Annotated in this window: 15 protein-coding genes and 2 pseudogenes; 13 read left to right on the top strand and 4 right to left on the bottom strand. The window is 57.6% G+C overall.

Features of this window, described 5'->3' with window-relative positions; genetic code table 11:
- Nucleotides 1–116: 116 nt before the first annotated feature.
- The 3 genes from B0B13_RS03555 (at nt 117) to B0B13_RS17670 (ending at nt 4,439) form a co-directional block, all read left to right on the top strand.
- Nucleotides 117–1,226, top strand: a complete 1,110-nt coding sequence (locus B0B13_RS03555) for an NADH:flavin oxidoreductase/NADH oxidase (protein ID WP_076794366.1) — start codon at nt 117–119, stop codon at nt 1,224–1,226.
- Between the two features lie 179 nt (nt 1,227–1,405).
- Nucleotides 1,406–2,140: a ProQ/FinO family protein gene (locus B0B13_RS03550; protein WP_076794365.1), complete on the top strand. Its 735-nt coding sequence runs from the start codon at nt 1,406–1,408 to the stop codon at nt 2,138–2,140.
- A gap of 715 nt (nt 2,141–2,855) precedes the next feature.
- Nucleotides 2,856–4,439 carry a hypothetical protein gene (locus B0B13_RS17670; protein ID WP_139337292.1) on the top strand — a complete coding sequence of 528 codons (1,584 nt, stop codon included), beginning with the start codon at nt 2,856–2,858 and terminating at the stop codon, nt 4,437–4,439.
- A 151-nt stretch (nt 4,440–4,590) separates the two neighbouring features.
- On the opposite strand, the gene B0B13_RS18670 is transcribed toward B0B13_RS17670, so the two are convergent.
- Nucleotides 4,591–6,024, bottom strand: coding sequence for a hypothetical protein (locus tag B0B13_RS18670; protein WP_076794363.1), 1,434 nt, complete (start codon nt 6,022–6,024; stop codon nt 4,591–4,593).
- Nucleotides 6,025–6,533: 509 nt separating this feature from the next.
- Between B0B13_RS18670 and argG the strand changes: the two genes are divergently transcribed.
- Nucleotides 6,534–7,892 carry an argininosuccinate synthase gene (argG, locus tag B0B13_RS03535; RefSeq protein WP_076794362.1) on the top strand — a complete coding sequence of 453 codons (1,359 nt, stop codon included), beginning with the start codon at nt 6,534–6,536 and terminating at the stop codon, nt 7,890–7,892.
- A gap of 67 nt (nt 7,893–7,959) precedes the next feature.
- Nucleotides 7,960–9,405, top strand: coding sequence for an NAD-dependent succinate-semialdehyde dehydrogenase (locus B0B13_RS03530; RefSeq protein ID WP_076794361.1), 1,446 nt, complete (start codon nt 7,960–7,962; stop codon nt 9,403–9,405).
- 86 nt (nt 9,406–9,491) lie between these two features.
- Here B0B13_RS03530 and B0B13_RS19040 read toward each other — a convergent pair.
- Nucleotides 9,492–9,605, bottom strand: a pseudogene (locus tag B0B13_RS19040) (aspartyl/asparaginyl beta-hydroxylase domain-containing protein); the annotation flags it as partial.
- A gap of 30 nt (nt 9,606–9,635) precedes the next feature.
- Here B0B13_RS19040 and B0B13_RS19035 point away from each other — a divergent pair.
- From B0B13_RS19035 to B0B13_RS03490, 8 genes and pseudogenes are all read left to right on the top strand, one after another.
- Nucleotides 9,636–9,980: pseudogene (locus tag B0B13_RS19035) on the top strand (transposase family protein); the annotation flags it as partial.
- 435 nt (nt 9,981–10,415) lie between these two features.
- Nucleotides 10,416–11,657 (top strand): F-box domain-containing protein, encoded by a 1,242-nt coding sequence (locus B0B13_RS03515; RefSeq protein WP_170872348.1) that lies wholly within the window; start codon nt 10,416–10,418, stop codon nt 11,655–11,657.
- Nucleotides 11,620–11,745, top strand: a complete 126-nt coding sequence (locus B0B13_RS19030) for a hypothetical protein (RefSeq protein WP_255785503.1) — start codon at nt 11,620–11,622, stop codon at nt 11,743–11,745. Before B0B13_RS03515 ends, B0B13_RS19030 begins: the two co-directional genes overlap by 38 nt.
- A 105-nt stretch (nt 11,746–11,850) precedes the next feature.
- On the top strand, nt 11,851–12,711 hold the full coding sequence (locus B0B13_RS03510; protein ID WP_076794359.1) for an IS5 family transposase: 861 nt from the start codon (nt 11,851–11,853) through the stop codon (nt 12,709–12,711).
- Nucleotides 12,712–12,824: 113 nt separating this feature from the next.
- Nucleotides 12,825–13,031 carry a helix-turn-helix domain-containing protein gene (locus tag B0B13_RS03505; protein ID WP_076794358.1) on the top strand — a complete coding sequence of 69 codons (207 nt, stop codon included), beginning with the start codon at nt 12,825–12,827 and terminating at the stop codon, nt 13,029–13,031.
- 125 nt (nt 13,032–13,156) lie between these two features.
- On the top strand, nt 13,157–15,808 hold the full coding sequence (locus B0B13_RS03500) for a hybrid sensor histidine kinase/response regulator (protein ID WP_076794357.1): 2,652 nt from the start codon (nt 13,157–13,159) through the stop codon (nt 15,806–15,808).
- A gap of 122 nt (nt 15,809–15,930) precedes the next feature.
- A complete protein-coding gene (locus B0B13_RS03495) occupies nt 15,931–17,175 on the top strand; it encodes a phosphatidylserine decarboxylase family protein (RefSeq protein WP_076794356.1) in 1,245 nt (414 codons plus the stop codon).
- Nucleotides 17,176–17,496: 321 nt separating this feature from the next.
- Entirely contained in the window at nt 17,497–18,417 is a 921-nt protein-coding gene (locus tag B0B13_RS03490) for a LysR family transcriptional regulator (RefSeq protein WP_076794355.1), read from the top strand.
- A gap of 361 nt (nt 18,418–18,778) precedes the next feature.
- On the opposite strand, the gene B0B13_RS03485 is transcribed toward B0B13_RS03490, so the two are convergent.
- Both B0B13_RS03485 and B0B13_RS17025 read right to left on the bottom strand, forming a co-directional pair.
- A complete protein-coding gene (locus B0B13_RS03485; protein ID WP_076794354.1) occupies nt 18,779–19,708 on the bottom strand; it encodes a DMT family transporter in 930 nt (309 codons plus the stop codon).
- 637 nt (nt 19,709–20,345) lie between these two features.
- Nucleotides 20,346–20,699 (bottom strand): hypothetical protein, encoded by a 354-nt coding sequence (locus tag B0B13_RS17025; RefSeq protein ID WP_083703602.1) that lies wholly within the window; start codon nt 20,697–20,699, stop codon nt 20,346–20,348.
- Nucleotides 20,700–20,976 lie beyond the last annotated feature (277 nt).

Below are 20,976 nucleotides of genomic sequence, written 5' to 3'. Positions count from 1 at the left end.
CGACACGTGCTGGACATTGCTTTTTTGAGTGAGTTTGTAGACGACCAGTCTAATCGGGCTGGTTTTATCGTATACCGTACCTGGTGCGGCACTTCTAACGTAATCAAGGAGTTTTCATGTCCGCGTTATTCGAACCGTTCAAGCTGAAAGACGTCACCTTGCGCAACCGCATTGCAGTACCGCCGATGTGCCAGTATATGGCCAACGAAGGAGTCGTGAACGACTGGCACCATGTGCATCTAGCAGGTATCGCTCGGGGTGGCGCGAGCTTGGTGATTGCGGAAGCGACCGCGGTGTCTCCCGAAGGGCGTATTACGCCAGGTTGCGCGGGTCTGTGGTCCGATGCGCAGGCCGCGGCATTCGAGCCGTCGGTGGCGGCGATCAAGGCAGCCGGCGCGATCCCGGGTATCCAACTCGCGCATGCTGGCCGCAAGGCAAGCGCGAATCGCCCATGGGAGGGCGATGATCACATCGCAAACGATGATCCGCGTGGCTGGCAGACGATTGCGCCATCGGCTGTGCCATTCGGTGCACATCTGCCGAAGGTGCCGCGCGCGATGACGCTGGACGAGATTGAGCGTGTGAAATACGCCTATGCTGCAGCGGCGAAGCGTGCGCTCGACGCGGGTTTTGAGTGGCTCGAGTTGCACTTTGCGCACGGTTATTTGGCGCAGAGCTTTTTCTCGGTGCATTCCAACCAGCGTGATGATGCGTATGGAGGCAGTGCCGAAAACCGCGGCCGTTTCCTGGTAGAGACGCTGGCAGCGGTGCGTGCTGTATGGCCGGAGCGATTACCGCTTACCGCGCGCTTTGGCGTAATCGAGTACGACGGCCGCGATGAGCAAACCCTTGCCGAGTCGATTGAACTGGCGAAGCGCTTTAAGCAAGAAGGGCTCGATTTGTTGAGCGTGACAATCGGTTTTTCGACGCCGCAAGCGCGTATTCCATGGGGACCTGCGTTTCTAGCACCGATTGCGGAGCGGGTACGCCGCGAAGCGCGATTGCCGGTGGCGTCGGCTTGGGGCATCGATACGCCAGAGCTTGCTCAACGGGTGGTTGCCAATGATCAACTCGATCTCGTGATGGTCGGTCGCGCGCACCTGGCTGATCCGCATTGGCCCTATTACGCCGCTCGTCAACTGGGTGTTGAGCGGCCAGCGTGGACGCTGCCCGCACCCTACGCACACTGGCTTGAGCGCTACAAGGCGTCGGAGAAGGCCGCGTAAAACCTGCATGCTTGTGCCGCGATAGCGTGCTACGGTGATTAAGCGTAGCGAGGGTTTATTTGTTAGCGTCAATTCGGGTACGCTGTAGCCGCCGCACGCGGCTTCATGACCGACGACAGTCTCTTGCGTCTAGAGACGAGCTGCTACAATGGGCGGACTCCTTTTAAATAACAAGCAACATGGGTTTTGAGCAACTTGCCGCGCTGAAGCAGCAACTCGCTGCACAGGCTAAACAGCAACGTGCTGAGCAGGCGAAGCAGCGTACGGAACGAGGTGGGCCGCAGCATGCCGAACAAGGCAAGCAGCAGAGCAAGCAACAATCTGCGGCTTATCATGCAAAGCTGGCACGAACCGGGCAGGGCGGCCAGCAGCGGCCCGTTGCACAGAGCAATAAACCGGTCGATCCGGTAGTGGAAGCGATCTGGCGCTTGCAGAAGCATTTTCCCAAGTCTTTTCCTAAAAAACCCGAACCGAAGCTGCCGCTCAAACTCGGTATTCATATCGATGCGATGCAGCATGCGAAAAAGCTTGGCCTGACCGAAGCGCAGATCAAGGATGCGATCGCGACGTGGTGTCAGGGTAATCGTTACTGGAGTTGCCTTGTTGAACATGCTGCGCGTGTCGATTTGCAAGGTAATCCTGTCGGTGAGGTTTCAGCGCCGCAGGCAGCGCGCGCGCGCTGGCTGGCATCGCGGCGCTCGCATCCGCATGGCGGCGCCAAACGACAACGCGCGAAGGCGAAGACCGACCCGGCATGCTTATCAAACGAAGCGCGGATAGCCAAGACGTCGTCGCAGCCGGCGCAGCCGCCATCGGCGCACGCGTCGGTGGGCGCGCAGCAGATGAAATGTCCGGACGCCCAGTCGGTCGAAGCGCATGAAACAACCCAAGACCGGAAGACAAATTTGGAGTGAGGCCGGGCAGATTCCAGCTGCTGCGCCAGTGCAGCAGCGATGCGCATAATGACGTGCACGAGCGCTTGGCGTTGACCACGCCACGAGCCCTGCTGTTTAGTTGCCGTGTCCGAACACACCTGCATCGTGATATGTAACGGCGTAGTCAGCATGTTTAACTTGTAAAGGTAAACATGCAAGGTATGTGTAAGCTTGCTGCCAATATATAGGCATCCATATTATTATATGAATGCCTATATGATTTGCATGACTAGATTATTTTGTTGAGGGCGGTAACACTAGATAGTGCGTTAGACATGAACCCGTTTCGTAGTAACATGTACTCGTAAAGGCGTTGTTTAGCAAAATATGCTCTGGTTTGTCCACCGGAGAACGCAGCCGCAACGCTGTTTGCTTTTTAATGAATCCCTTCAACGTTTTTTCTCACGCTCATTCTTCCAACGCTGCGAATTTTCAACAACCGGACGGTGTAACGCAAACAGGCGCTGACGCCATATCGCGTCAAGGACAGCCACGCGTTCATTCGTCACCTCGGGCTCTTCAGGGGGCGATCATGACCTGGTCGTCGGATCCGACAATAAGGACCCTGGCAAATTCCTCCAGTACTAGAAATTTTCAACAATCGGACGGCTGAACGCAAACAGGTGCCGACGCCACATCGCGTCAAGGACAGCCACGCGTCCGTTCGTCACGTCGGGCTCGTCAGAAGGCCGTCATGACTTGGTCGTCGGATCCGGCAAGGACGATCCCGGCAAATAGTAGCCAGCTTCGGCGGGGTAGGCGTCAGCAATTCTCTATAACTGAGTCGGTCAACTTTGCGCAATTAGATGATGCGTTGGATGACGACATTCGGCATTCGTTCAATTTTGAAGACCATACCCGTTCGGATAATACGAGTGTATGGACACGGGTGCGAACTCGCAGCGGCTCACCCATTCGAGATCAATCAAGACCAACACGACGTGATGAACCGGCTACGGTTGAAGACCAGTGCTTACAGCGTCCACCCGTCAATATTTCGTCGCTTAGCAACATGTTCCGGCGTCTTCGATCACCTTCAGCTTCCAATCAGCAGCAACCGCTAATAGCCGAGCATGCCGAAACCAGCGTAGTTTCTAATGCTGCGACAATCCAGCAATATCTTGCTGGTTTTAACGCGGCTGCAGGTGTTGCTGGTGTAGCGAATTCTCGTTTCGTGCCAGAAATGAATTTTATTTTGACACGAGAGGACGAGTTGATCCTGTCCGACTTAGAAGACCGCTTTGCCTCTTTAGGGGAAGCTTGCCCGGAATTTAGGCATAAACCATTCGAGGATGGACGGTTATCGGGCATTTTGCGTTATTTTTCTCATTGGCTAAATGTGAAGCATGGAGGCAGTTTGTCTGATTATTTGAGGAGTCAGCCGGTTACAGATCGAACAAATATTTACAATCCTACTACTTCGTTTGATTTGTTTAAAAACGATGCTGATTTAAAAATAAATTATAAATATAGATCTAAGCTTGATAGGGCTATTGGCAAATTTAAGTATTTGCTTGAGTGGGAGAGGGGGAAGCGGTTTTCGCAAATGACGGGCTATGATGGTTTGAATTTGGAAAATTCTTCGGCGCCCACTCTGGCTAGTGACGCGCGTAATATCATTAGTCTCCGCTTGCAAATGTCGTCGCCTAAAGAAAAAGATGCCGATATCCTTAATGAATTTCGGGATTCTCTGGTATATCGTGGTACGTTGTCAAAAATAAAGGATTTTATAAAAAGGGAATTTGGATTTGACGAGTCGTTGAGTATTGTAAGGTCGGAGGGTGATAGGGAGTTTAATAATGCGCTGGAGGTTCTTTTTAAGGCTGATCAAAGTATATCAAAAAACTTTAAAAGCGACTTTATAAGGTCGATTAATGCTTTGCGCGGAAAAGAAAGGGCTCTTTTGATGGGGAGCTACGGTAAATTGTTGTGTCCACGAGACAAAATCACTTCCGATATTATTTTTAATTGTTGTAGGGATAATGGGGTTAGTCTTGGGAATAATGATATCAATATCAAGTCATTAAAAGTTTTTTCTTATTGGTTGGACGCTAAGGGTTTTGATATTGATTTGGCGAATATTTTGATTGGGAGCCATTGCAGAAGGGAAGTCGATGAGCTGATGGGTCAATATGTTTTGGATAAAGGGGTTGAGCTAAGGTTTAGAAGTGATATAAAAATATTTGTTGAAAAACTTAGAGGTATAGAAAATATAAGGAGTATATTAAACGGTGGCGCTGGTGTGCATAACAGCTTTAACGTTGAAGTTTTTGGATGATTGGGTGTTGCATGAAATGCAAAGGGGCGCCTAACTGTGGCTAGTTCGTGGTTTAAGTTTTTCCATAATAAGAACTGATGAAACCGATGGTCGCATTCGTGCGTATGCTAGGCACTGGTGACGGTCGTCGGAAAAATAGTATAAGACAACGCTAATCGGCAATGTATCTAAGCAGAGAGGTGTGGGTATTTTGAGTAAGCTTGTTACGCTTGATAAAATCCATGATTTCAATTTTAAAATCTCTTTTTTGCTCGGGGGATAATCTTAGCATCAAACACATATCTTTCACTACTTCAAGCACGTCCACGACGTCCGTTTCATCGCCGCCGTCAAGTAGGCGTAGTGCGATTTGCCATATGTGTTTCAATGGTAGGGTGTCTTTTAGCATCACTGCACTTAATATTAACCCAAACGCCGCCATACTACGCTGCGAAGGCTCCACGCGTTGAATGGTGGTTTCGAGCAGCGAAAATTCATACGCATGTAAAGCGGACGGTAGATACTTTAGCGCACATGGCAGGTTGCGCAACGCGCTACCCAATTGGTGATTCGGCAATGACAACGTCATGCGACGCATATTGGAGAAGTACCCCGGTCTTTGAGAATCTGGAACGACCCATATTGTCTCGGCCAATGCGCCAATCGGCGCACCTTGGTGCGACGGCGGCAAGCGCTGTGCCCATTGTTGGAGTATTCCATAATATTCGGCAGCTTTCGTCTCATTGACATTCCAGTGCAAACGCAGCAGGAGCCCCGCCAGTTTTGTAATCAAATCGGCTTGCTCGGTCATGCCTAAATTAGGAAGCCGGTTTAGGAAAACCCGATATTCGCTTTCAAACTGCGAGGGGTCAATTGGCAGGCATTCTAGCAGCGATGCCAGCTCGGCCCAGGTATTGTCCTGTTCTCTGCCTCGTCGTTCTGCCATTGCATACGCAAAATTATACATTTTGAGTCGCTGCGGGGCCGGACAATCGCTTATAAGCTTGATCATCGCTTTTTGTAGCTGCAAGCGTTGCTTTTGGGGCATGCGGTCTGCAGCCTCAAAAATAAGTGAGAATGCCGTTGGCTTTTGCGCATCGGGCAAGTCTAATATTAGCCACCCCAGCGCCCTGAGTGGCTCAGCGCGCAACGCAGGGTTTACGCGGATGCGTTCAATCTCGGCTAACAACTGAAGCACTGATGTTAAATCAAAAGTTCTTTCTCCTAGGCGCATGGCGCGTGCATAGCAAAGATAGCGTAGCCGCTGTTCTCGCAGCATGTGGTATGTGCGCCTGTCCACGGTCGATAAATCGCCGATAAGATAAAAGGGTAGGTAGTCAGCCACCTGCTGGATGATTTCGGGCGGCAGATCTCGGTAGGTTGTCGGACGGTTTTTACTAACTATTGTTGAACCATTGGCTGGTTCTTTGGCTTGATTTTCCGCTGTACAGATCAGCGGTTCTTTCAACGTACATGTGTTCTCGGGTGCCACCTGACGTAATGAGCCAGGTGGTGCGGCTGTAGCAGCATGATGGTTTTGCTGGCTCTGCATTGCGCACATAGCCACCTGAGCGCTGATAGAGGCAAGGTTCGGATCAAAATCCATGGTTAATTTTATTAAGTTTAAGTTTGAATAGGCATGCGGATGGCGTCATTGGTACAGACACTTACCGTTGCACTGTGAATGCATTGCGGCGCCTGGACGGTCATTGCACTAGCCGCGCGATTTGCCACAATGGGTAAAATTAAAAGCACCTAGGTGCAAAATGAAGGCTAATGGAAAAACGTTACCAAGTACATAGCTTAAGCAGTATTAAGTAATTTTTGGTCTGATTCATAATGTTCGATGTGTTTTTAAGCAGCATCATGGCGGGTTATCAAAAGTTGACGCGCTGGCGTGAGACATTTACCGCGCGCGACGCGATACTTGAGAGCGTGCGGTAAGTACCTGTATGGCGCGCGGGCTCCGCATGGCGTCGTGTAAACTATTGGCAAGAGATGGGGTGTTTGGCCCGGACGCCGTCTGCATTGCGTCTTTTGGTAATACAATTGATGTTCTGTGGGGGCAATGCCCTGTCTGCAAGCGTTTTCATCCGACATTTCCGCAAATCAGCTATGGCAACTATCCTGCAACAACTTCCGCGCGGCCAAAAGGTCGGCATCGCGTTCTCCGGCGGCCTAGACACCAGCGCGGCGCTGCACTGGATGCGCGTCAAGGGGGCGGTCCCGTATGCGTACACGGCTAACCTGGGGCAGCCGGACGAGGCCGACTATGATGACATCCCGCGTCGCGCGAAGCAGTATGGGGCCGAAAACGCAAGGTTGATTGATTGCCGCGCGCAGCTCGTCGCAGAGGGCTTTGCCGCGCTGCAGTGCGGCGCATTCCATATCAGTACCGCCGGCGTTACCTACTTCAACACGACGCCGTTGGGCCGCGCGGTGACCGGCACGATGCTGGTGGCGGCGATGAAGGAGGATGGTGTCAACATCTGGGGCGATGGCAGCACGTTCAAAGGTAATGACATCGAGCGCTTTTACCGTTATGGGCTGCTCGTCAATCCGGGCCTGCGCATCTACAAGCCATGGCTGGACCAGGCGTTCATCGACGAGCTTGGTGGCCGGGCCGAGATGTCCGAATTCATGCGCCAGGCAGGCTTCGATTATCGGATGTCGGCTGATAAAGCCTATTCGACCGATTCGAACATTCTCGGCGCCACGCACGAGGCGAAGGATCTGGAGCAGTTGGATAGCAGCGTGCGGATCGTTGCGCCGATCATGGGCGTCGCGTCATGGCGCGACGACGTGCAGATTGCCCGCGAGGACGTGACCGTGCGGTTCGAGCAGGGTCTTCCAGTGGCGATCAACGGCGTCGAATTTGATAGCGGTGTCGAACTGCTGCTCGAGGCGAACCGCATCGGCGGACGGCATGGACTGGGTGTGAGCGACCAAATCGAGAACCGGATCATCGAGGCGAAGAGCCGCGGCATCTATGAAGCGCCAGGACTGGCGTTGCTGTATATCGCCTATGAGCGTCTGGTCACGGGTATCCACAATGAGGATACGATCGACCAGTATCGTGACAACGGCCGCCGTCTTGGACGACTGTTGTACCAGGGTCGCTGGTTTGATCCGCAGGCAATCATGCTGCGCGAGGCGTCACAGCGCTGGGTTGCGCGCGCGATTACCGGCGAGGTGACGATCGAGTTGCGTCGCGGCAACGATTATTCAATCGTCAACACCCAGTCGCCGCACTTAACCTACCAGCCAGAGCGGCTAACAATGGAAAAGGGTGAATCGACGTTCTCGCCGCTGGACCGCATCGGCCAGTTGACGATGCGCAATCTCGATATCGCCGATACCCGCGACAAGCTGCAGATCTACGCGAAGACCGGCGTGCTCGGCGCCAAAGGCGAGATCTCGCTGCCGCAGCTGGAGCAAGCCGAAGGCCAACGCGACGCCGCCGCGGGCAAGTAACGCCCCGCTGCGTCGCATCGCAAGGCAAGCAGCATGACCGTACTCTAACTTTCAGGGATGAGGCAGCATGGTTACGTCGAGCTATACGGACACCCGACTTCTCATTGACGGCCAGTGGTGCGATGCGGCGAGCGGCAAGACGCTCGGCGTGGTCAATCCGGCGACCGGCCAGGTCATTGGCCGCGTCGCGCACGCCGGCATCGCGGATTTGGACCGCGCGTTGGCGGCTGCGCAGCGCGGCTTCGACACTTGGCGCAAAGTACCGGCCTACGAGCGCGCGGCGACGATGCGCAAGGCCGCGGCGCTGGTGCGCGAGCGCGCCGAAGGGATCGCGCGGCTGATGACACAGGAGCAGGGCAAGCCGTTTGCAGAAGCGCGGATTGAGGTGCTGTCGGCAGCCGATATCATCGAATGGTTCGCGGATGAAGGGCGGCGCGTATATGGCCGCATCGTGCCGTCGCGCAATTTTGCAGTGCAGCAGTCGGTGCTGAAGGAGCCGATCGGGCCAGTCGCCGCCTTTACGCCTTGGAATTTTCCGGTCAACCAGATAGTGCGCAAGCTCAGCGCGGCGCTCGCATGCGGGTGCTCGGTCCTCGTGAAGGCGCCGGAGGAAACGCCGGCGTCGCCGGCGGGGCTGCTGCAGGCGTTCGTTGACGCCGGCGTGCCGGCCGGCACCGTCGGACTCGTGTTCGGCGATCCCGCGGAAATCTCGAGCTACCTGATTCCGCACCCGGTGATCCGCAAGGTGACGTTTACCGGATCGACGCCGGTCGGCAAGCAACTCGCGGCGTTGGCCGGCGCGCACATGAAGCGTGCGACGATGGAGTTGGGTGGCCATGCGCCGGTGATCGTTGCCGAGGACGCCGACATCGCGTTGGCGATCAAGGCAGCCGGTGGGGCGAAGTTCCGGAATGCGGGGCAGGTGTGTATTTCGCCGACGCGTTTCCTGGTACACAACAGCATCCGAGGGGCATTCGAGGCGGCACTGGTCAAGCACGCACAGGGTTTGAAACTTGGTGACGGGTTTGCAGAAGGCACCACGCTCGGCCCGTTGGCGAACGCGCGTCGTCTTGCGGCGATGATGCGGATCGTCGAGAATGCGCGCGCCACCGGCGCGACGGTGGCCACCGGCGGCGAGCGGGTGGGCTCCACAGGCAATTTCTTTGCGCCGACGGTATTGACGAACGTATCCCGGGAGGCGGACGTGTTCAATCATGAGCCATTTGGGCCTGTTGCCGCGGTCCGCGGCTTCGACCGGCTCGAGGACGCGATCGCCGAAGCGAATCGGTTGCCGTATGGCCTTGCTGGCTATGCGTTCACGCATTCCGTGCGCAACGTGCATTTGCTGTCTCAGCAGCTCGAGGTCGGCATGCTTTGGATTAATCAGCCTGCGACGCCGTGGCCTGAAATGCCGTTTGGCGGCGTCAAGGATTCAGGGTATGGGTCCGAGGGCGGGCCGGAGGCGATGGATGCCTATCTGGTCACCAAGGCGGTGTCCGTGACGGCGGTTTGATTTCGCTGTGACGCGGCCGCCGCGGTATTCGGGCGCTCGGCGGGGCTGGCCGGGCCCGAACAGGGCTTATCGTGCTAGCGTTTTGGGTCGGCCGGCGTGATGAGTCCCAGGTGATATCGGATTGAGCCGGCATAGGGGGCGCGATGGCGCACGAGGCTTATGCCAGGAGGTAGTTGTGCGAACATTGCCGCCTTGATCGTCAGAACCTGCTGCAGGAGTTGCGTGGCTACCGGCATGATTCGATGGCGTTCGAACGTACCCTCCCAGCCGTGCCGGGCTTGAACGGTTCGCCGTGCAAACGCCCGGGCACACTGCATGCGAACAAGGATTACGACTTTGCCCGTTGCCGACGCTATCTGAAGCAACGCGCAATCACTGCATCCATCGCCCATCGCGGCGTAGAAAAGCGCGAGCGGCTCGGACGGCATTGCTGGGTAGTCGAGCACACGCACGCCTGGCTTGCCGGTTTTGGTAAGCTGCACATCCGCTCCGAGCGGCGCCTGGACATTTATATCGCCTTGCTTTGCTTGGCCGCTGCCGTTATCTGTTCGCGCTTCGTGGACGACTTGTGTTAGCGACTCTTAACGGTTGTCGCGGCCCAGCGCTCGTCGGCAATGCATGATCCGCCGAAAACCCAGTGGCCGCTGCTCACCGATATATCGATACATGCGTTTTCGATTAGACTACGCGTACCTAGCACCGCTTCGCGCGGCGTCTTTCCTCATTTCTTGCCAAGTTTGCCGATGGACTTTGACTTAAACACCGCTTTAAATAACACGCAGCCCGCTATATATGCAGTGCAGAGCCAGCAAGCCGGTCATCCTGACACAACTGTGCCGCCGCATACTCTGACAGTGCCTGCGAACATACCGGAGCCGCAGGGCTCGACGACAGGTTCACTGACCGGTGCGGCGCACAGTCCGGTAAGCGGTTTGGCGACGACCCAAACAAGCTTCCCAACAACGTACCACAAACTGCCGCCCGAGATCCTCCGGCAGGTGTCTGCCCACATGCCATTTGACGATATCAGCAACCTGTCGACCGTGAACAAGGGGACATACCACGCCCTGCAAGAAAGGCGGCTGAGCTGGCTTTGCTATCAGCGAGCTGCTAACGCCAAAGCGTTGGATCTCGCGTTGGTGCAACAGTTGCTGACCGAAATCGAGCGGATCCGCGAACCGATGTTGCGCGCTAAGCCATTTGAGGCTCTATGGCCAAGGCTATCGAGTTTGCCGGAAGAGCAGCAGACAGCGGCATTCCGACAGGTTTTCGAGGCTGCCGGCTGCGTGCCCAAGTACGGCCTGCCAATACAAAAAGATATGATCCGATCCATACGAGACTTTCAGGAGCTCCAACAGCTCGATTTGTATCATCTCGCTTATGCAGACGCCGAACGGCGAAGCGTTGAACAGGGCAGCACTTGGGCCGCTGTTGCGTCGATCTTGATAGCTTTGCCAGAACAAACCATAAGCTTAATAGATTATCAGCATTTTTTTGACCGTATTCCGACTTTGGCCGCGGCTGATCGAGCCGATCTGATTACGGAACTGGTAGTATCGTATATAGACTATATAACATTCGCTTCTTTGCTTGGTCAGGGGCAGGAGCATGTGCCTGTAGACGAGTGTGAGCGTCGCCGTCGCCAAACATACCGAATATGCTGGGAATGGGTGCAACGTTTGCCGAAGTCGTACCAAGGTGCGCCGATCGGCGCGTTAGCTAGCGTAGCATGGGTGATGCCACGCGAAGAACTGCCCGCTCACTATGCCGAACTGCGTCGCTTGATACAATCACTGCCGGATCACCAATTGGGCAGCGCACTACGCTACCTGCCGATCGCGCTGCGAGGCCTGCCGGACGATCAACTGGCGCACGAGCTTTCATTACTTGAACCCTTGATTCAGCGCGTGCCGCTCGCGCAGCATACGCTGGTAGCTGCTGGTCTGCTCCAAGCCACACGCGGAATGGACGACGCGATATCGGCGCAGGTATGGCAGCGCGCACTGCGCTTGCTCGATGTAGTCAATGAGGCAGACGTGCTAAATGTACTTCTTGGGCTGGAAAAGACGGATTATCTTCCAACCGTGCGACAGGCGCTACAGTTGCGAGATTATGCAAGGACCGAAATCATAGCGCTCATTGAACGCAACCACTTCAGCCAGCAAACCCGCAGCAAGGTACTCGACTTTATTTTAAGGAACCGCGACAATCGCGATGTCACTCCGCATCGCGACGATCCAGCGCACGATTGAGCACGTGCGATACTTAGCGGAAGCAGCGGCGTCGTTCGCTGACCCTGAACTATCGGTGCTGGTCGACACGACGGTGCAGGTGCAGTAGGCTTGCGGGCAGAAACGACAGCCGATGTCAAATGCAAATACAGCTGCAGGCCGTCGACCAACCCTGGTCGATGCGTATCGGCGCACCTAGCGCCTAGAGCGTGTTATGCACTTTCAGCGAGTCTCAGAGTCGAATCGAGATGGAGAACGCAGACCCTATCCGAGCGACGTGACGGACGAAGAATGGCGCTTCGCTGCTGCGTATTTGACGTTGATGGAGCCAGACGCACCGCAAAGACGGTATGAATTGCGCGAGTTGTTCAACGCGCTGCGTTGGCTAGCTCGTGCAGGCGCTGCGTGGCGTATGCTGCCGACGAACTTTCCGCCATGGGAGGCGGTGTATCAGCAAACTCAACGCTGGCTGCGAGCGGGCTGCGTCGAAGCGATGTTTCAGGATTTGCGTTCGGTGCTGCGTGTTGCGCAGGGTCGCCAAGTTCAGCCTAGTGCGGTGGTTCTGGACGGGCGTATGTTGCAGTCGAGCTGCGAGAGCGGCCCACGCGCAGGCTACGACGGCGACAAGCGCAAACGGGGGAGCAAGGTGCATAGGGCCGTCGATACGCTCGGGCATTGGCTGGCGGCCCATGTCACGCCGGCCAATGAGCAAGAGCACGCACAGGTTCAGGTGTTGGCACAAGAGGTGCAACATGTGAGCGGGCAGAGCGTGAAGCTTGCCTTTGCTGACCAAGGTTATACAGGAGAAGAGCCTACACAAGCCGCGCAAAACGAAGGCATCGAATTGCAGGTTATCAAACGGTCAGAGGCAAAGAAGGGCTTTATCCTGCTGCCACGCCGATGGGTCGTCGAGCGCAGTTTCGGATGGCTCAATCGCTTTCGAAGGCTCGCTCGTGACGATGAGCGTTTGCCTGAAACGCTCATCGGTTTGCATTTCGTTGTCTTTGCCATGCTCATTCATCTTGCAAAGTGCATAACACGCTCTAGTGTTTCATCACAGACAAAAAGTGCCTAACATGCTCTAAATAGGCTACGATAGCCGATTTGACAGCTATGTCGATGAAAAACAGCGTCCCCTAGAAAGCGCGGCATACGATCAAGCCCGCAGACGTGCGACGCGAGGAACGGATGGATGCCGGTGCCAAGCGGTTTGTGCTGAACGGCATCGACAAGACGACGATCGACGACATCGTCATCGAGGCAGCCAATTCGAAGGGCATGTTCTATCATTATTTCAAGTCGAAGGATGAACCTGTTGACGCATTGCGAGGCGATTTTCAAGGCCTGGTGATGTTGTTTGCGAGGCTGCAGACAGCCGGTGCGCAGGGCGCTTGAAGTGTCGCGTGGTTTGCGTTTAGATTAGCGTTCGCTATGTTCACCGGTCTGCGTGATGGTTGCGGGCCGTCGCGGCGGCATTGGCCGGGTAAAGGAATTTCCGCGCGATATTTGCAGGGGGAGCCATGTCCGTGCTCGACGAATCTCGGCGCCATGTGGGTGGCGACGGTGAAATGGCGCAGCGGATTCGGGCGTTCGACTGGTCCATGACCGAATTGGGCCCGATCGAGCGTTGGCCGCAGAGCCTGGTGTCGGTGATGCAAGTGGTGCTGGCTTCTCCAGTGCCGATGGTGGTGCTGTGGGGTGCCGATGGCTATATGCTATACAACGATGCGTATGCGGTATTTGCCGGCGGTCGGCATCCGTACTTGCTCGGCTGCCCGGTCGAGCAAGGCTGGCCGGAAGTGGCCGCGTTCAACCGCCGCGTGCTGGAGACTTGCCTTGCCGGCGGCACGCTGACGTATCGCGACAAGGAGCTTGTGCTGCTGCGCGACGGCAAGCCAGAGGACGTCTGGATGGACTTGTATTACAGTCCAGTCGCTGGCGACGATGACGTGCCTGCGGGCGTTATCGCGGTAGTCGTGGAGACAACCGAGCGCGTGTTGACGGAACAGTCGCGGCAACGCGCGGAGGTCGCGCTGAGGTTAGCCAACGAACGGCTGCAACTCGCGCTTAATACCGGCGCGGTACTTGGCACGTGGGTCTGGGACGTTGGCTCTGGCACGGTTAGCGGCGACGAACGCTTTACCCGCACCTTCGGCGATGTTTCGCAGCGGAAAGTCCGTGGCATCGGCGATTTATTGTCCATTCAGCAGGTTGATCCTGACGACGTCGCGCAAGTGCAGGCGCAGATGTTTGCGTCGCTGCGTGCGCAAACGCCGTTTCGCGCCGAATACCGGATCACGCGCGCGAACGGCGAATTCCTTTGGGTGCAGTCGAGCGGACAGTGGGAGTTGGACGCGCATGGGGGGCCACACCGGTTACCCGGCGTGCTGATCGACATTCATGAGCGCAAGGTCGCGGAAGCGGCATTAGTGCAGTTGACGGCCACCCTGGAGCAGCGGGTCAAGGACGCAGTTTCCGCGCGGGCGGCGGTGGAGGCGCAGCTGCGGCAGGCGCAAAAAATGGAGGCGCTGGGCAGTCTCACCGGCGGTGTTGCCCACGACTTCAATAATGTCTTGCAAGTGATCAACGGCAACTTGCAAATGTTGTCGGCGGAACTGGCGAACCACCCGGTCGCGCAACGCCGGATTGCAACCGCGGCAGAGGCGGTGCGGCGCGGTGCCCGGCTGGCGTCGCACCTACTCGCGTTCGCGCGACGCCAGCCTTTGTCGCCGTCGGTGGTCTGTCCGCGGCAGTTGCTCGAAGGCATGGACGAGATGATCCATCGTTCGCTTGGCGAGACGGTCAATATTGATACGATTGTGCCGGACGATTTGTGGAATGTGCTAGTCGACCGCAATCAGTTGGAGAACGCGCTGCTGAATTTGGCCATCAACGCTCGTGACGCGATGCGCGGCGAGGGCACGTTAACGATCGCTGCACGCAACGTGATGCTGGACGGCAAGCCGGACAATGGTCACGGCGGTGGTGGCGACACTGAAGTCAGGCCGGGCGAGTACGTCTGCTTTTCGGTCTCGGATACCGGTGTGGGCATGTCCGCCGAGGTGCTCGAGCATGCTTTCGAGCCATTCTACACGACCAAGCCCGAAGGCCATGGAACCGGGCTGGGCTTGAGCATGGTATTCGGCTTTGTCAAGCAAAGCGGTGGTCACATGGAGATTGATAGCGTGGTCGGGCGCGGCACGACGGTCGAGTTGTATTTTCCGCGCTCGCTCGAGACGCCATGCACGGACTCGCCCACGACGTTGGGCGGCGTGCCGCGTGGTAACGAGACGGTGCTCATCGTCGAAGACGATGCGGACGTGCGTCTGACCGCCGTCGACATGATTGCGCAGCTTGGCTACCAGGTGTTGACTGCGTCGACCGGCGATGAGGCCAAGGCGATACTGCTCGGTGACGCGCGCATCGACCTGCTGTTCACCGATGTCGTGATGCCGGGGGACGTGAAGAGCCCCGAACTTGCCCGTCTTGCCGCGCAACGGGTGCCGTCGGTGCCCGTGGTGTTCACATCGGGCTACACGCGCGACGAGATTTTCCATCATGGCCGGCTCGATCCGGGCGTGACGTTGCTGGCCAAGCCGTATCGGCGTGATGAGTTGGCGCATAAGCTGCGCAGCGCGCTCGAAGGGCAGTCTGGGGGACGGGCGATGCCTCTTCAGTCGGCACTGTCGAGTTGCAATGACGAGTCGCCATCGCCGTCTATCCCACCGGCCGAATCGGTATCGCCCTCCCCATTGCCATCACTTGTGGCGGCACAGTCTGCTGCACCCGGGCCGTGCGACGAAGAAGGGCAGCTGCCATGTCATGTGCTTCTGGTGGAAGACGACGCACCCTCGCGTGAGGCGATGCGCGACCTGATCGAAGTGATGGGGCTGCGGTGCTGTGCGGCCGGCAGCGCGGAGGAAGCGCTGAAGCGAGCCGCGGCGCAACGCTATGATGTCCTGCTGAGTGATCTCACGTTGCCCGGCATGGCTGGCGACCAGCTTGCATTAGCGCTGCGGCGTACCCAGCCGCATGTTCATGTGTTCCTGATGTCGGGGTACGGGCAATGCGCGGATGTTGACCCATTGCTCGACGATGTTCCCGTGCTGCAAAAGCCGCTGGACGCGCTGGCGCTTGGCCGCCGACTTGCGGCGTGCCGCAAATCGGCGTAGCGGCGCCGCCTGTTGGCTGCCAGCGCAGTCGCAGCGCGATATGACGATATTCTCGGGCAAGTAACTTGCTGAAGTCGGTGTGTTCACGCTATTCCTTACCCTATCGACAGACGGAGAGAGCAATGGCATCTGAAATGGGCGCACGCACACGCGAAAAGCGGCGGCTCGGTGGCTGGCTTCCCAACCGGGAAGACGCGCTGGCGCAGTATCGGCTGGAATTGGCGGCGCGCGCAAAAGCACGCCCCGACTTGCGTACCAGCGTGGTCCAGGAACTGGCTGCGTTGGTGAGCAATGATGCCGTATTACGCATGAACCTCGAACGGGCCATCGATGATGCGCGTGGCGCGGGTTACCAACTGGGTTACGCGACGATCGACGAGCTGATGTCCTTGATCGACTATCTGATGACGTATGCACCGCCCTTTAGTGAGTCGAGCCTGATCATCTGCCCTCTCAATGCGTTGCTCGACTGGCCGATGTGTATGCCGTCCGGCTATGCATTTTTTCGTGACCCGGCGCTCAACGCGCAACTCAAGCGGGTATTGAATCATTGGTGCGGGTTCCTGAGCGGTCCGTACTCCAGAACGCACTTGAGCACCCAAGCGCCGGATGGCTGGTTCTGCGACGAAGCGCTCAAAAAAATTGGCATGATGGAATTCATTTGCGATCCTAATCAACCGTATTGGGGCTTCGCATCCTGGAATAGTTTCTTTACACGCCAGTTTAAGCCCGGCGCGCGGCCTGTCGACGCGCCGCACAACTCCAAGGTCATCGTCAGTGCCTGCGAGGCGTCGCCATACAACATCCGCTCGGACGTCCAGCTTCATGATCGCTTCTGGATCAAAGAGCAGCCCTATTCGTTGCAGGAAATTCTAACGACGGGCGAGCGCGAATTGGCCAAGCGGTTCGTCGGCGGATCCGTGTACCAGGCATACTTGAGTGCATACAACTATCATCGTTGGCATGCGCCGGTCAATGGTACGGTATCGAAGGCGTACTGGGTCGATGGCAGCTATTACTCCGATCTCGAGGCCGAGGGCGTCAACCCGAGCGGGCTGAATGCCTCGCAGGGCTACACCACCGCGATCGCCGCGCGGGCGGTGATCGTGATCGATTGCGATGATTGTGCGCTCGGGCAGGTCGCGTGCGTGTTCGTCGGAATGGCCGAGGTCTCATCATGCAATATCGTGGCGTTGCCTGGGCAACATGTGGACAAGGGCGACGAGATCGGCTATTTCCAGTACGGCGGCTCCACGTACTGCCTGATATTCGAGCCTGGTGTGATCGAGCAGTTCGAGCCGCAGCCGCCATTCGACGACAATGCCACGCCAATCAAGGTCAATGCGCGGCTGGCTACGGCGCGATAGGCCCCGCGCCGCAGTGTCCTGCGCTATACGGGTGCGACTGTCCAACCGTCGGCCATCGCGGCGCTCATGTAGCCCGCGGTGAGCGGCGTCAGGCCGTGAATGACTTATAGAAAACACGGCACGAAGCTCTCCGTCGTCATGCCGGCAACCAGCAAGCAAGCTCATGCATAGCGTCGGGGCTGACGCCATAACCCAGCGATGATTTCGGTGTTCGCGATGGCTACGCGCGGCGTAACGCGCTTTTCATGGACGCGGCAGCACAGTTCGACCCACTCCATTTGTTGCAAGCAACGCACGTCTGCGTAGAATTGCGTTGATCAAATGTCAACGCCGAGGCCAATGGTGAGTCTGAGCGAGCGGCGGCTCCACTACCTTCATGCGGCGCTCATGGCCGGTTCGATGCGTGCCGCCGCTGAACGGCTGGGCGTGGAAGCATCGGTCATCAGCCGGCAAATCCAATTGCTTGAGAAAGAGCTGAATGTCACGCTGATCGAGCGGCGTGGGCGCGGCGTCGCGCCGACCGATGCGGGGCGCTTGGTGTTGCAGGCATACGAGGAGCGGCGCCTGGTGGAGGAAACACTGCGGCTGCGCCTGGACGAGCTACACGAATTGGAGCGGGGCGAGCTGACGATCGTAACCGGCGAGGGCTTTGTGCGCGAATTAATGTCCAAGGTGATGGTGGCATTCTGCGCCCGGTATCCAGGCGTCAACGTGCAGATGCAGACGGTCGGGGCGGAAGAGGCGGTTGCCCACGTGGTCGAGGACCGGGCGCATCTTGGCTGGACGCTGTGTTCGCCCGCCCATCCGGCGGTGCGCATCGTGCACGAACGGCCGCAGCCGCTTTGCGCGATCATGGCGGCGACGCATCCTTTGGCGGGGCCGGCTGCCCGGGTGTCGTTGGATGCTGTAGCCCAATACCCGCTGGCGCTCGCCCCGGCGGGCACCGGCCTGCGCGCGCTGACGCGCCAAGCCGAGGTGGCGGAGGGAATCCGGTTCAATGCCGTATTTTCGGCAAACTCGATCGATGCACTGACGCACTACGTTGGCGTGGGGCTGGGCGTGACATTCTTGTCAGTCTATCCGGTGGAGCACGAATTGGCCGCTGGTGTGCTCGTTGCACGGCGCACGACCAACGTCGTGCTCGAGCGTGCCAAGGCTCAGCTATTCGTGCGGCGCGGCCGTCGCTATTCGGCCGCCGTGCAAGCTTTTCTCGCGCAAATGCGACAGTCCGGCCTGTTCTAGCGCGCAAGCTGTCCGGCAAGAACGCGGCTGGCCGGCGCGTCCGCCCGCCGTCGACGATCGCCCCTCGTCAATCCCACTGCCGGGTCGCGCTGCCTCGCGCGTCCATGGCCGTGAGAATACGCTACGCTACGATGACGCGCTGCTCGCTTGAGCGTTCTTATATTTGCGTCGTTGCTCATTCTTGACAAGCAGGCGCTTAGGCGGGGAAAAGATTCCCATCGCCACGCTGGTGGCGGGATCGACCGCTTCAGCGGCAAAAGCATGGAGTGCCGTCACGCTTTACGGCCTGATGGATGCCGGCCTGATTAGCGCGCTCTGCGCCGGCCGAATAAGCCGTGTGGCCACAACGCGTTACACGTCGCTATGATGGCTGCGAGCGCAGTCGCTCGATTAAGCCCGTGGCGAAGACGGTACCGACCAGCACAATGGCGCAGCCTTCCATCATCTTTATTGATATGGATAACGAAAGGAATAGCGAATCCCAAAGGATGCCGAACACCGGAATCACGAATGTGGCGGTCATCGCGTGAGTCGGTCCACCGGCGGTGAGCAGGCGAAAGTACAGCACATAGGCAACGCCGGTGCACGCCACGCCGAGCGCCAGCGCCGCGAGCCACGCCTGCATCGAAATCGGTGTCGCTGGCCATGCCCATGCGGCGAGCGGTAGTAGTACGATCGATGCGCCGACGAGGCTGCCGGCCGCGATCACCAATGGGTCGATGTCGGACAAATAGCGCTTCGTATAGCTGGCCGCGATACCCAGCAGCGCTGTGGCAGTGAGTCCCGCGGCGGCGGCCAGTGCAGTGGCCTGCGCGCACGACGCTGCGCCTGCGATGCCGCTCGTTGCACTGATCTGATTTCCGACCAGCAGCATCACGCCGGCGAAACAGAGCGCGATGCCTGAAACTCGCATGATGCTGGGCCGGTCCCCGAGCCACAGGAATGCTACCAGCGTGCCCCACAGCGGTGCAGTCGCGTTGATCACGGAGGCCAGGCTCACCGACAGGGCAGGCACGGCATACGCAAACAGGCAAAACGGCATTGCAGCGTTCAGTACGCCGAGCATGAACAACGGCCACAGCTTGCGTTGCGAATCACGCCATTTTCCCTCCACGCCTTTTCGCGTGATCAACAGCGCGATTAAGAAAGTGGCGCCGATCGACACACGCAACGCTACCATTGGCACGACGCCGAAATCCGCAACGCCGATGCGCACAAAAAGAAACGACGTACTCCAAAGTGCTGCGAGCGCCAGCAAGTTGGCCACGTTGAACACCGATCGGGAGATCATGCATAACCTTCGCAGGGTGACCGGTATTGCACGTTGCACGCATCGGCAAGTCCGGATGAGACAAGGACAACTAGGCAGGCACCACTATGTAACAGCCTATTCGAAAGCGCGAGCAGTATCGGTGGGGTCAGCGGAGGCGGTTATATTTTTGGCGGATAACGTATGGTAAGCGCAGCCGCCGCTGGCTGCTGTGAAGGGCAGCCTATGAGTGGATTCGCCACTTATTATGGTAGTTTTTCATTCATGATAGCGTCACGGCCTTGTGCGGGAAACGTGCCACATACCCCGTAAGCCGAATGGTAGAGAATTGAATTGGTCTCTGTGCATAGCCTGAAACGGTCCATTACCGCGCCTGTTAAGCGGGCAAAACGTCCGTGATCCGACAAAACGCTGTCGGAGTTCGCCGACGCGCAGCGCCGCCTCGTGCATTGTCTATTACATAGTATCAGCTTACCCGACTACTGCGTCAGTGCGTCACGCTGCATTCCGGCTTCGCGTACGATTGTTGGCTCGATGCCAATGGGGCTCGTGCTTGGCTACGATCACCTGGCGGTTCAATGCTATCGACGTGGTCGATGCATCGGCGGGCGGCGCAGGCCACAGCAGCATTACACTGCCGAGTGGCGGCATGCCGAGATTAATAGAAAGGCTCCGAATGACGCCATCGCTTTTTGCGAATAAAGCTGGTTACAGGAGACAAACCGGCGTAGTACTTGAGCGCTTGGTCGTTGCTTCCATAGCAATATCCCAGCACGACATGGTTTTGCGAACGAGTGGCGCACGTGTCCCGGGTACTGGCAGGATGCGCCAAACGTTCGGCCAGCACGTCAATGCCAAAGCTGGATATGGCCATCGGTCGTATCGGGCGCTCGGCGGTCCTTTGAGTTGCAACGCCAACACGATCGCCACGAGCTTGTCGGTCGATGCGTCGATCTCGGACGCACGAGGCGACCGCCACGGTGGCGGCTGTCCTGACCACATCGGTTGCCATTGGCGCTGGCACGTGCAATGGCGCTCCGCTGCGTCCCTGAGCAACGGCTCGTGCTGGATTGTGCGCCAGGCGCGCTGGGCCATGTATTGGCGTTCCGTCTGCCGGGCGCTGGTGCGCGTGTTAGCCGTGTTTTGGCAAAAAGCCGCATCCTGGACGACGCGGTGCGACGCGCTGGGGGTGCATTACCGGATGCGCAACGCATCGAAAGCGAACGCCGATGCTGGTGCTTCACTTCGATCATACGGTTACGCAAACTCGAGCAGGGTGGCGCTTGGCC

The organism is Burkholderia sp. b14 (assembly GCF_900156195.1).
Lineage (GTDB): Bacteria > Pseudomonadota > Gammaproteobacteria > Burkholderiales > Burkholderiaceae > Mycetohabitans.
Note: the sequence above shows the minus strand (reverse complement) of the source record. Positions and strands in the feature narration are given on the sequence as shown.